The organism is Streptomyces sp. NPDC107575 (genome assembly GCF_055657265.1).
Genome location: NZ_JBVKBG010000007.1, coordinates 484,937 through 497,514, shown reverse-complemented (window position 1 = coordinate 497,514; position 12,578 = coordinate 484,937). Strand labels below are relative to the sequence as shown.

The 12,578-nt window shown below is 75.0% G+C and carries 8 protein-coding genes; all 8 read right to left on the bottom strand.

Translation table 11 applies throughout. The features are described 5' to 3' along the window. Positions 1 to 51: 51 nt before the first annotated feature. The 8 genes from ACZ7L4_RS34690 to ACZ7L4_RS34655 all read right to left on the bottom strand — a co-directional run bounded on the left by ACZ7L4_RS34690 (position 52) and on the right by ACZ7L4_RS34655 (position 12,541). The gene (locus ACZ7L4_RS34690; protein WP_472108770.1) at positions 52 to 4,662 is read right to left on the bottom strand and encodes a coiled-coil domain-containing protein; all 4,611 of its coding nucleotides are present in this window, start codon (positions 4,660 to 4,662) and stop codon (positions 52 to 54) included. Between the two features lie 37 nt (positions 4,663 to 4,699). Then, positions 4,700 to 5,593, bottom strand: coding sequence for a hypothetical protein (locus ACZ7L4_RS34685; protein WP_399235228.1), 894 nt, complete (start codon positions 5,591 to 5,593; stop codon positions 4,700 to 4,702). A gap of 97 nt (positions 5,594 to 5,690) precedes the next feature. Continuing rightward, positions 5,691 to 7,217, bottom strand: coding sequence for a hypothetical protein (locus ACZ7L4_RS34680; protein ID WP_472108768.1), 1,527 nt, complete (start codon positions 7,215 to 7,217; stop codon positions 5,691 to 5,693). 92 nt (positions 7,218 to 7,309) lie between these two features. Then, positions 7,310 to 8,002, bottom strand: a complete 693-nt coding sequence (locus tag ACZ7L4_RS34675) for a GntR family transcriptional regulator (RefSeq protein ID WP_472108832.1) — start codon at positions 8,000 to 8,002, stop codon at positions 7,310 to 7,312. Positions 8,003 to 8,093: 91 nt separating this feature from the next. Next, positions 8,094 to 9,296, bottom strand: a complete 1,203-nt coding sequence (locus tag ACZ7L4_RS34670; protein ID WP_472108766.1) for a cysteine desulfurase-like protein — start codon at positions 9,294 to 9,296, stop codon at positions 8,094 to 8,096. Between the two features lie 43 nt (positions 9,297 to 9,339). Beyond that, positions 9,340 to 10,260: an SGNH/GDSL hydrolase family protein gene (locus ACZ7L4_RS34665; protein ID WP_472108764.1), complete on the bottom strand. Its 921-nt coding sequence runs from the start codon at positions 10,258 to 10,260 to the stop codon at positions 9,340 to 9,342. After that, positions 10,257 to 11,408 carry a glycosyltransferase gene (locus ACZ7L4_RS34660; protein WP_472108763.1) on the bottom strand — a complete coding sequence of 384 codons (1,152 nt, stop codon included), beginning with the start codon at positions 11,406 to 11,408 and terminating at the stop codon, positions 10,257 to 10,259. The genes ACZ7L4_RS34665 and ACZ7L4_RS34660 overlap by 4 nt, the downstream gene beginning before the upstream one ends. After that, complete coding sequence (locus ACZ7L4_RS34655; RefSeq protein WP_472108761.1) at positions 11,405 to 12,541, bottom strand: glycosyltransferase family 4 protein; 1,137 nt, start codon at positions 12,539 to 12,541, stop codon at positions 11,405 to 11,407. The genes ACZ7L4_RS34660 and ACZ7L4_RS34655 overlap by 4 nt, the downstream gene beginning before the upstream one ends. Between the last annotated feature and the right edge of the window lie 37 nt (positions 12,542 to 12,578).

Sequence of the window (12,578 nt, the reverse complement as noted above, 5' to 3'; positions counted from 1 at the left end):
GGGCAAGCGCCGCCGCCCGCACGGGCAGCCGCCCCGCCGCGCGCTCGGGCGTCAGCTCTCGGCAGGCCGCTTGTACATCCGCGTGGCCGTGATCTCGCCGTGCACGGTCTCGCCCTCGGGGTCCTGCTGCGGCAGGCCCGGACGCAGGTGCTCCTCCACGCTGATGTACTTCAGGCCGGCCCGAAGGTCCGCGTCGTTGCGCATCCGGATCACGAGGGGGAACTCGGCGAGCGCCGTCGTGTCGAACAGGCCGGTGGTGTAGAGGAGTTGGACCCCCAGCGCGTCGGACACCGCGCGCTGCAGTTCCAGCAGGTACGTGGCGTTGGCGCGGCCGATCGGGTTGTCGAGGAACAGCGTGCCCGCGTGCCGGTGCTTGTCGCGGCCCCGGTCGTTGGAGCGCAGCGCGGCCATCGTGCAGTACAGGGCGATGGCGGCGGTGAGCAGCTGACCGCCGGAGAACACATCGCCCATCTGTCCGACGGGGACGCGCTCGGCGCGCAGCACCGCGTCCGGCTTGAGGATCTCGACGGCGACGCCCTTGGGCTGGAGCGCCGCGCTGACACCGCGCAGCAGCAGGGACATTCCGTCGCGGCGCAGGTCGGAGTTCTTCTTGACGGCCGCGCTGGTCGCCTCGTCGATGACCTCGCCGAGGCGCTCGATCAGCGTGGCCTGGTCGGGCTCCTCGAAGCGGATCCGCAGGAACTCCTGTCCGGACCACTCGCCGAGCCCCTCGGGCAGCCGGGACAGGCGCTGGGCGGAGCGGAGGGTGGCGAGCGAGGACTCGACGAGGCCGCGCAGCCGGTCCACGATCGAGTCGCGGTTGCGCTCCAGCTGGGCCAGCTCGTCGGTGAGGACACGCAGCCGGGGCGCGAAGGCGTCGGCCCACTTCTGCGCGTGCTCGGGCAGGGCGGAGGCGGGCAGCTCGCGGATCTGCTGGCGGGCGGGCGTGCGCACCTGCTCGTAGCGCGTCGAGTTCGCGTGTCGTACGAGGATGTCGCTGGCCTCGCGGACGGCGGCCTCGGCGGCGGACAGGTCGGCGGCGCAGCCGCGCAGCGAGCGGCGGGTCTCGGCCGCCGTCTGGCGGGCCTCCTCCAGGGTGCCGGGGTAGGGCTCCTGCTCCTCCTGGTCCTCGGCCGGGTCGGCGTGATCGCGCAGCAGGTCGCGCAGGAGCGCGGCCGTCTCGTCGAAGCCGCCGGCCCCGTCCTCGGCGGCGCGGTGCGCGTCGAGGAGTTCGGCGTGGGCCGCGCGGGCGGTGCTCAACGCGTCGGTGCGGGTGGCGAGTTCGGTGGTGGCCGTGCGCAGCAAGGTCTGCGCGTGCTCGGTGTCGGACGGGACGAGGTCCTCGGGCAGCTCCGTGTGCGCTTCGCCGTCCTCGGGCGCGTGCCGCTCGGCCTCGCCGCGCAGCCGGCCGAGCTGCTCGCTGGCGGTGGAGGCACGCGTCTCCAGGAGCTGGACGAGTTCCTCGGCGCGGGCGGCGGCGGCCTGCCTGGACGGCCCGTCGGCGCCTTCGGAGGTCTCCAGGAGGGCGGCGGCGCGGGTGCGCACCTTGTTGCTGAGCCGGTCCAGCTCCGCGAGCGCCGCGGACTCGTCGGACTCGGCGCGGGCCTGCTCGGCGCGCAGGTCGGCGCCGACGCCCACCTTCTCGTAGACCTGGGAGGCGGCGCGGTAGGCCTCCCGCAGCGCGGGCAGTGAGGCCTGAGGCGGCTCGCCCTCCGGCACCTCGTCCGGGGCGCCGGCGATCTCGGCGCGCTCGGCGCGCAGGGTGCGGGCGGTGCGTCGGGCGTCGTCGGCGGAGCGCTGGGCGGCGCGGCGGTCCTCATCGGCCGAACGCGCGTGCTCCAGACAGGACTGGGCCCGGGCCTCCGACTCGACGGCCTCGTCGGCGAGTTCGCGGACCTTGGCCTGCCAGCCGGCGCGCTCGCGCAGGCGGAACGCGAGCCCGGCCAGCGCGTCGGCGGCGCGGCGGGCCTTCTGCGCCGCCTCCTGCCGCTCGTCGCGCACGCGGGTCGCCTCCGCGGCGGCCTCGTCGGCCTCGGCGCGCACGGTGCGGGCCTCGGCGAGTTCGGCCTCGGACTCCTCGGCGAACGTACGGGCCTCGTGGGCGGCGGCGGCGAGTTCGGCGAGGCGGCCCGTGGGGCAGCCGGTGCGCCAGGAGTTGAGGCGCGCCGCCAGTTCGCGGTCCTTGGCGAGGCGTCCGGCGAGCGCCCGGATCTCCTCGTCGCGCCGGGCCGCGCGCTCGCGCAGCGCCTGCCGCTCCTCGTCGGCGGCGTGCTCGTCGTGCATGGCCGGGTTCGGCGGTACGAGGAAGACGTTCTCGTCCGACGCGTTCTCGGCCGGGGTCGGGGCGAGCAGCGCGGCGGCGGTGCCGACGGCGACGGCGGAGCGCGGCAGCAGGGCCGCCCCGGCGAGCGCCTCCCGGGCCCGCTCGTGGGCCGCGGAGTCGGTGATCACGACGCCGTCGACCAGCTCGGGCCGGGCGGCGAGCACGCGCGCGTGGTCGGCCGGATCGACGGACTGGGCGAGGTAGCGCCAGCCGGGCAGCGCCGGGATGCCGTGCTCGCCGAGGAACTCGACGGTGGCCAGCACGTCGGGCCCCGGCGGGAGCAGGCCGCCGTCACCGAGGGCGCCCAGGATCCGGGAGTCGTCGGCCGCGGCCGTGCGGAGCTCGAACAGCTGCCGCTCGGCGGACGTCACGGTGTCGTCGAGCAGCGTCTTCAGGTCGTCTGCGGCGCGGTCGAGGTCCTCGGCGGTGAGCGAGCCCTCGGAGGCGTCCCACGCGTCCCCGTCGGGCTCCCCCGCCTCGGAGGCGGCGGACTTCCCGCCCACACCGAGCAGTTCGGCGAGCCGCTCCTCCCCCGCGAGGGAGGCCGCCGCCCGCTCCTCCGCCTGATGGGCCTGCTCCGCGGCGCTCGCGGCGTCGGCGGCGCGGGCCGCCGTCAGCTCGGCGCGCGACTCGACGGCGCCTGCCTCGCGCGCGTGCTCGGAGGCCCGGCGAGCGGCCTCGCGCGCGGTGTCCCACGCGGCGACGGTGGTCTTCTCGGCGTCCGCCGCGGCGAGCGCGGCACGGGCCGGATCCGCGTCGGGTGCACTGTCGTCGATCCACCCGGCGCGCACGGCCTCGGCGGTCTCCTGCTCGACCTCGGTCGACCGCTGGCGCAGGTGACCGAGTTCGCTGCGGGCGCGCTGCGCCTCGGTGGCGGCGACGGTCGCGTCGTGGTGCGCCTTCTCGCCCGCCTCCTGGAGGACGGCGGAGCGCTCCTCCCCCTCGTTGGCGTGGGCCTCGGCCTGCTCGGCGGCGCCGTGCAGCGCCCGCACGAGTTCGGACGCGGCCTTGGCGCGGGCCGCGAGCGCGGGCGCGGCGTCCCGCTCGGCCTCCCGGATGGCCACGGCCACGCGCGCGGAGCGGTCCGCGGCGGCGCGGTGACGCAGAACGGCCTCGGCGGCCTGCCAGGCGGAGTAGAGGTTGCGCGCGTCGGCCAGCTCGCGCTTCTGCGCGGCGGCGGACTTCTCGGCACCGGCGAGCGCCAAGGAGGCGTGCCGGTAGGCCAGTTCGGCGGCGATCAGGGAGCTGCGCTCGCGCGCCGACTCCGCTTCGGTGACGGTGTGCGCGGCGGCGGTGACCTGCTGGGCCAGCTCCCCGGCGCGGCCACGCTCGACGGCGGCGCGGGCGGACAGCCGGCGCGCGAGCGTGCGCGTGCGGCGCTCGGCTGTGGTGTGGATGTCCCGCGCGCGTGAACGCGTGTCGGCGGCCTCCACGATGCGGGTGAGCAGGTCGACGGAGCCCGCGGTGAAGTCGCGCTCGGCGATCAGCTCGGCGCGCCGTCCCAGCTTGTTCCCGAAACCGCTCACCAGGTCGGCGAGCCCGTCCGTGTCCCGCGTGTCGGTCACGGCGCGCAGCAGCAGGTCCGTGAAGTCGGAGTCCTTCTTGACGGCGAACAGGCCCGCGGCCTCGCCCTCGTCCGCGTTCATCTCCCGCTGGTAGCGGAAGAGTTCGGGGTCGAGGCCGAGGTCACCGAGGTGCTCGTTCCACCGGTCGTGGATCTCCTCCCAGTGCACCTCGAGGTGCGGGTAGACCTTGACCGCCTCCGTCAGCGCGTCGCGGAAGCCCTTCATGGTGCGGCGCCGCCCCTGCGCGCCCGAGGCGCCCTCGGCGACGGGACGTACGGCGCTGGACTCGGCGACCGGCAGCGAGTCGAGGCTCAGTCCGGGTCCGGGCCGGAACGAGTACCAGGCCTCGGCGAACTTCCGCGGGTCGTTCGAGACCTGCCGCCCCCGCCACTCGCTCACCTTGCCGACGACGATGCACTCGCCGGTGAGCGTGTGCTGCCACTCCAGGGCGACGTGTCCGCAGTCGTCGGCGAGGAGGAACTTGCGCAGCACGCCGGAGCTGGCGCCGCCCAGCGTGTTCCGGTGGCCGGGCAGCATGACCGAGAAGATCAGCTTGAGCAGGACCGACTTGCCGCCGCCGTTCTCCAGGAAGAGCACACCGGCCGGCGCGGGGCGGCGCGGCGGGCCGACAGGCTCGTCCTCGAAGAACTCCGCCTGGGTGGGCGCGGGGTCGGGCACGGGTTCGCCGACTCCGCGCAGGTCAAGCACGGTGTCGGCGTAGCGTGCACCGGCGGGCCCGATGGAGTAGAGGCGAACCCGGGACAGCTCGTACATGGCGGACTCTCGTGGTAGGTACGGAAGTTCAAGAAGGTCAGGAGTGGAACGGCAGGCCCGCGTCGGCGGCGAGCTCGGTCGCGTCCTCGTCCATCGGCGGCACCAGGCTCGCGGACCCGTCCGTGACGGGAACGACGCCCAGCTCGAGGAGTTCCGCCATCGCGGCCGTGCCGGCCATGTCGCGGACCTGGAGCTGGTAGCGGGCGGTGGTGCGGTACGTGCCGCCCGAGTCGTCCCCGGTTCTCTGCAGGAAGCCGGAGTCGGTGAGGAACGCGACGGCCTTGCCGACGATGCCGGTCGTCGAACTGGCGAGCCGGCGCGTGTCCTTGGTGGCGCCCGTGGAGCTGCGCCGCGCCCAGATCCGCCAGGCGGCCTCGAGTCCGGGGGCCTCCGTGGCCGGGTCGGTGTTCTCGCCGGTCTCCTCGGCCCGCTCCTCCAGCTTGCGGCAGGCCTGCCGGACGAACGCATCCACGCCGTTGACACTCACGCGGCCGATGTAGCCGTCGTCGGCGAGGTCCTCGGGGCGCGGGAAGGCGAGCGCGGCGACCGCGAGATGGGCGAGGCCGTGCAGGAAGCGGTCGGTGGAGTCGGCGGCGGCCTTGCGCGCGTAGTCGCCCATACGGACCGCGAACACGGAGTCCTCGGCGGCGGTGACGGCCATCCCCGCGCGCGGGGACACCTCCAGGACGACGAGTCCGAGCCCGGTGGCGACCGCGTCGGCGAGCCGCGCGAAGGGCGGGTCCTCGCGGTAGCGACGCAGCAGTTCGCCGTACTCCTGGTCACGGGAGGGCTGCAGCTTCGGCTGGAGGCCGAAGGAGACGAGCCGGGCCGCGTCCGCGGCGTCGGCCGGGGTGACGGGCGCCTGGGCCCTGGCCGAGCCCGAAGCGTCGGGCTCGCCCCATTCGGCGTGCTCTTCGGCGTACTCGGTCACGGGTGGTGCTCCTTCAGGGGTTCTGCGTGTCCTGCATGTCCTGCGTGATTTGCATGTCCTGCGTGTTCTACGTCTTCTGTGGGGGCGTGGGTCGGCATCACGCGGCCTCCGTCCGGCCCGCGGCCATCCCGACCGCGTCGAGCAGCGCCGTGCCGACGATGAGGTCGGCGCCGCCGAACTCCGGGTCGTCCAGCTCGGTGCCGTCGTCCACGGCGAACAGCAGCTTCTCCTCGCCCTGGCGGTAGGCGGTGCCGACCGGCGGGCTCGCGGCGTGCACCGCCAACAGGGCCACCAGGTACGGCAGTTCGGCATCGCGCTCACGGGCGTCCGCGAGCAGCCCCGACAGCCGGCGCGGCGCGTCCGACGGCAGGTCGAGCAGCTCCATGGCGCCGGCGAGCTGCTCCTCGCTGAACCGGCTGTCGTCCGGCGTGGCGATGAGGTCCGGCTCGGGCATCTCCGCGCCGAGGTGCTCGCGCTCCTGCGGCGGCGTGAGCAGTATGTCGACCAGGTCGCCGACGCGGACGGACACGGGCGTACGCAGCCCGGTGCCGCGCGCGAAGAACGCGTCCGTCACCCTGCTCGCGCTCTCCACCGGGAGCGGCAGCAGCGGCGCGAGCAGCTGCCCGTACAGGTCGAGCCCCACGCGCGCGGAGGGCGTCGTGAAGGCCTGCCGGTCCTGCTCGGCGCGGAACAGCGGACCGGCCTCCAGCAGGCGCGACTGCAGCAGCGTGTGCCGGCGGATGCAGTCCTTGACGATGTCGACGAGCTCGGCGGCGCGGCGCTTGTGCTCCTGGTCCTCCGACTCGTCCCGCGCCTTGCGGATGTTGGTCAGGATCGCGTTCTCGTGCCGGTAGCGGTCCGCCACGTGGTCGAGCGCCTCGGCGATCATGTCGGGCACGGCCTTCAGCCAGTCGACGGCGCGCACATTGCGCCGCGTCGCATCCAGCGCCTTGCGGAGCGTCTCCGAGTACTGCACGGTCCGGTACCTGGCCTGCTCGGCGGCGAGCTGCGCGTCCGCGAGCCGGCCGCGGCTGATGAGCACCTCCAGCTTGACCTCGGCGGCGATCTGCGCGCTGGTGACGTCGGTGTCGAGGGCACCCACCAGCACGTTCACCGCCTCGTCCGTCGTGCGGAGATAGACGCTGCCGCCGTAGCCGGGGACTTCCTCGATCAGCTTGAAGTCGTAGTCACGCCGTACATAGGAGCCGTCGGGCGCGAACGTGCCGTACACGGCGCGGAAGCCGCGGTCGACGCTGCCGACGTTGATCAGGTTCTCCAGGACCCAGCGGGCCACCCGCTCGTGCTCGGCGGTGGGCCGCTGCGGGGCCTGGGCGGCGATGCGGGGGACGAGCCTGGCCACTATCTGCTCGTGGTCGGCGCCCGTGTCGAAGTCCATGTTCAGGGTGACGAGGTCGATGGCGGACAGCGCCACCTCCGCCATCCCGTACGTCGAGTACTCGCCCGCGAGGTTGGCCTTGCGCACGTCCAGGTCGTGCAGCGGCGCGGTGCACGCGAGCGCGCGGAGCCGCCGCGCGAGCCCCTCGTCGGCGGCCGGGCCCGGTGCGGGGCGCGGCCCCGCGCTGAGCTGGGGCGGAACGGATTCCGTGCTGGCAGGCGAAGTCACGGAGCACAGGGTATGCGCTGGGTCTGACAACGGTCGAAACGGCGCAGATGCGACGGCTTTCGGGCCCGCCCGTCACGGGCCCCGACGGGCCGCTATCCGTCCTGCGGCATCCGCTGGCGGTAGGCCTCGACGAGCCCCTCGCGGGAGTCGTCGAGGTAGGCGCCGAGCAGTGTCTCGGCCGTGTCCCTGCGCCCCTCGCGCAGCATCTCCACGAGTTCCAGGTTGCGCGCCAGGTACGGCTCGTGGAGGCGCCGCGGGTCGTCCACGACGTGGAAGGCCAGCCGGAGCTCGGCCAGGACGCTGCGCATCAGTTCGTCGGTGCGCTCGCTGCGCGCCAGGGCGACGAGTTCGCGGTGGAAGTGGATGTTGGCGGTCGAGACGCCCTTCCACTCGCGCCGCTCGGCCGCCCGATGCCCGTCCGCGACGGCCTCCGCGACGCGGTCGAGCGCGTACGGCGGGTCTCCCAGGGACCGCACGACGGCGCACTCGACCATGTGCCGGGTCCGGTAGATGTCCTCGACGTCGTCGACGCTCAGGACGCGCACGAAGACCCCGCGGTTCAGCCGGTGTTCGAGCAGCCGCTCGTGCGTGAGCAGCCGGAACGACTCACGGAGCGTGTTGCGCGACACCCCGAGGGCGCCTCCGATGCTGTCCTCCGACAGCCGCGTCCCGGGTGGGAAGTAGCCCTCCGCGATCCGGTTCCGCAGGATGTCCGCGACGCGCTCCGCGGTGCTGGTGCGCCCCAGCAGCGCGCGGTCGTCCGCGAGAGCGTTGAGTTCGTCCATGGCCACGGCCGAATTCAAGCGCAGTTCCGGGAACGAGACAACGTCGGTATCGCCGGATCGTTCAACGAGAGCCGCGAAGGGCCGCGGCGCCTCAGGACACGACCGCCTCCAGCGCCGTGAGCAGCCGGTCCACGTCCTCCGCGCTGCTGTAGGGGGCGAGGCCCACCCGGATCCCGCCCGCGTCCCCGAGGCCGAGCCGCCGCGAAGCCTCCAGCGCGTAGAAGGAACCGGCGGGGGCGTCGATGCCGTGGTCGGCGAGCCGCCGGGAGATCTCGGCCGGGCTGTGGCCCTCCACGGTGAACAGGAGGGTCGGGGTGCGCCGCTCCGCGCGCGAGTACCGGGTGATTCCACCGAGGTCCGCGAGGCCTTGCTCCATGCGCTGCCGCAACGCGTCCTCGTGCTCCTCCAGTGCCGCGAAGGAGGCGACGAGGCGTTCCCTGCGACTGCCGTCCGACCCCGCGCCGAGGTCCGCGAGGAAGTCCACGGCGGCCCGCGCGCCGGCCAGCAACTCGTACGGAAGCGTGCCGAGTTCGAAGCGCTCCGGGACGGCATCGCTGGACGGCAGCAGCTTGTCAGGGCGCAAGGAGTCCAGCAGTTCGGCGCGGCCGGTGAGGACGCCCAGGTGCGGGCCGAGGAACTTGTACGGCGAGCAGACCAGCGTGTCCGCGCTGAGCGCCGCCAGGTCGACCGCGGCATGCGAGGCGTAGTGCACCGCGTCCACGTGGAACAGCCCGCCCGCCTCGTGGGTGAGGGCGGCCAGGGCCGGCAGGTCGGGGCGCGTGCCTATCAGGTTGGAGGCGGCGGTCACGGCCACCAGGCGGGTACGTTCCGAGAGCACCGCTTCCAGGTGCTCGGGCCGCAGCTCCCCCGTCTCCGGGTCGAAGTCGGCCCACCGTACGGTGGCGCCCACCGCCTCGGCCGCCTGGATCCACGGGCGGATGTTGGAGTCGTGGTCGAGCCGGGTCACGACCACCTCGTCGCCGGGGCGCCAGGTCTTGGCGAGCATCCGGGACAGGTCGTAGACGAGCTGTGTGGCGCTGCGCCCGAACACGATCGTCCCGGGCGTGGTGCCGAGCAGGTCGGCCAGCGCCGCGCGGGCCTCGACGACGATGCCGTCCGCGTTGCGCTCACCCTCGGTGGTCTGCCCTCGGTTCGCCAGCGGGCTGCTGAGCGCGGCGGCCATGGCGTCGATGACCGGGCCGGGGGCCTGGGTGCCGCCCGGAGCGTCGAACCGGGCCGTGCCCGACTTCAGGGCGGGGATCTGTGCGCGGACGGCGGCGATGTCGAGGGCCATGTCTCAACTCCTATGGTGCGTAGGCGGTGCGGGACCTTCCCGGTCAGGCGCAGACCTCGCACGGCCGGCTCGTGTCCGGGGCCGCTCCCGCGACTCCAGCCACATGATCGCAAGCCCCGAGCGGCACCTCCAGACCGGAGACCGAGGCGAGTGCCGCCGCGACACCGGCCGAGGCCCGCAGGTCGAGCCGGGCGCCGGTGCCCCGCATGCCGTGCCGCACCTCCTCCGCGGCGAGCACGAGGAGTCCGGGCAGCAGATCGGCGCAGCGCCGCGCGACCCAGCCGGTGCCCGCAGTGGCGAGCCACCACAGGCCCGCGGCACGGGTCGACCCCGGCCGCTCCGGCTCGACGTCGGGCGCCGGGCCGAGCGCCTCCCCCGCGGCGGCGAGCGCGGCGTGGAAGCGGGCCGCGAACTGGCGGTGCCCCCGCTCACCGGGGTGCAGCCGGTCCGCGCTCCACAGGGTGCGGTCGGCCGCCCAGTGGGCGTCGGCGGCGTGCAGATGGACGGCTCCGTGGCGTTCGGACAGGGCGTGGACCACGGAGTTGACCGCGCCCTGGCGGCGCGCGAGGGGACGCGCCAGGGCGCCCGGCAGGCCCAACAGGCTTCCGGGGTCCGGCAGGCAGGCCGTGAGCAGGAGGGCGCCCCGCCGGGTGAGTGCCCCGTACACGGTGTCGAGGCGGGCGGCGACGGCCTGGACGTCGAAGGCGGCCCGCAGGGTGTCGTTGACGCCGACCACGACGGACGCGACATCGGGCGCGAACTCCAGCGCACGCGGCAGCTGCCGCACGAGCACGTCGGAGGTCTGCGCCCCGCTGGTCGCGAAGTTGCGGAACTCCACGGGCACTTCGGCTGGCGGCAGTCCGTCGGAGAGCAGCGCGGCCCAGCCCCGCCAGCCGTCGCCGACGGGATCGCCGACGCCTTCGGTGAGCGAGTCGCCGAGCGCGGCGAACCTGAGCGCCTTCATGCCGCGCCCCGGAGCGGCACCCGGGCGGGGGCGTCGTGCGCTGCCAGGAAGGCGGCCACGGCGGCGTCCCATCCGAAGCACTCGGCACGCGCGCGTGCCCGCGCCCTGCGCTGCCACAGGGGCCGCCCGAGCACGTCCCGGACGGCGGCCGCGAACGCCGCGCCGCTGTCCTCCGCCACCGCTCCGGCCGCGCCGACCACTTCGGGCAGCGCCGAGGAAGCGCTGACGACGACCGGTGTCCCGCAGGCCAGCGCCTCGAGGGCGGCGAGCCCGAAGGTCTCGGCGGGCCCCGGCGCCAGGCACACGTCGGCCGTGGCCTGCAGGGCGGCCAGCGCGGCCGGGTCGGCGACGTGCCCGAGGAACTCGACCCGCAACCGCCGCACCCGCGCGCGTTGTTCGAGCCGCGACCGCAGCGGCCCGTCCCCCGCCACGACAAGCCGGACGGGCACGCCGGACCGGTGCAGCCGCTCCACCGTGTCGAGGCCGATGCCCGGCCGCTTCTCCACGGAGAGCCGAGTGCACATGAAGAGCAGCACCTCGTCCACGCGCGCGTGCCGCGCGCGTACCTCCGCGTCCCGCTCCCCCGGTCGGCACCGCACGAGATCGACGCCGAGCGGGGCCCGTACCACGTTGCGCGCACCGATCCGCACGAACTCCCGCTCGGCCCACTCCGTGGTGCACACCACGCGCGTGTAGGCGTGCGCCGTACGGACGTTGAGCACGTCGGCGGCCCACCGCGCGGCGCGCTCGGGCAGGCCCCACGTGCGCAGCACTCCGTGGGCGGTCTCGTGGGACACCATCACGGCGGGCACCCGCGCGCGGCGTGCCCACTCGCCGGTCCAGCGCAGGGTCGTCCGGTCCGACACCTCCAGCCGGTCGGGGCCCAGCCGTTCCAACGTCCGTGCCACGCGCTGCCGGTCGGTCAGGACGCGGTAGCCGCCGCTCGCGGGCAGCGGCGCCCCCGGCAACGTAATGACCCGCCCTTGAGGCGTCTCCATGTCCGACGGGCGCTCCCCCGGCACGATCAGCACCGGCTCGTGCCCTGCCGCCAGATAGCCCGCGCCCAGCTCGCGCAGCGCGGTCCGCAGGCCGCCGGATGCGGGTGCGACGAAGTTCGCGATCCGTACGATCCGCAGTCGCCCGCTCATGCCGCCACCGCCCCTGCCCCGGCCGACCGCGCGTGCAGGACTTCCGCGTAGTGCTCGACCAGCAGGTCGCCCACGGCCTCCCAGCTGCGCCCGGCCACCGCCGCGCGCCCTGCGCTCCCGTACGCGGCGCGCAGCGCGGGGTCACCGGCGAGCGCCCACACGGCGTCGCGCAGCGCCTCCGCGTCGCCCGGCGGCACGAGCAGCCCGGTCCTGCCGTGCGCGACGAGGTCGAGCGGCCCGCCGGCCGCCGGGGCGATCACCGGTACAGCGCTCGCCATGGCCTCCTGCACGGTCTGGCAGAACGTTTCGTAGGGACCGGTGTGCACGAACACGTCCAACGAGGCGAAGACCCGGGCGAGTTCGTCCCCGGTGCGACGCCCCAGGAAGACCGCGCCGGGCAGTGCGCCGCGCAGGGAGGCCTCGCTCGGCCCGTCGCCCACCACGACGACCCGCACCCCTTCCAGGCCCGTCACCCGCGCGAGCAGCTCGACGTGCTTCTCCGGGGCGAGCCGCCCCACGTATCCGACGAGGAGCTCCCCGCGCGGCGCCAGGTCGGCGCGGAGCAGCTCGCAGCGCCGCTCCGGCCGGAACCGCACGGCGTCGACCCCGCGCGGCCACAGCCGCACCCGCGGCACCCCGTGCGCCTCCAGGTCGCGCCGTGCGGCGGTGGAGGGCGCCAGCGTCCGGTCGGCGGCGGCGTGCACGGAGCGGATCCGCCGCCAGGCCGCGCCCTCCCCCGCCCCTACGTAGGTGCGCGCGTAGCCCGCCAGGTCGGTCTGGTAGACGGCCACGGCGGGCACGTGCTGCCGGGTCGCGGCCGCCATGCCGCGCATGCCGAGGACGAACGGGCTGGCCAGGTGGACGAGTTCGGCCCGGTGCGCGGCCACGGTCTGGGCGAGGCGGCGCCCCGGCAGCGCTACCCGGACCTGCGGGTAGCCGGGCAGCGGGAGGGACGGCACCCGGACGACGGGGCAGGGCGCCGCCGCGTCCGCCTCGGGACCGTCGGGGGTGGCGGGGGCGACGACGAGGGGGTCGTGGCCGCGGGCGGCGAGGTGCCGCGCGGTCTGCAGGGCGCAGTGCGCCACACCGTTGATGTCGGGAGGGAAGGACTCGGTCACGATGACGACACGCATACGGGCTTTGTCGCCCCGCCGGACGTGCTCACGTCAA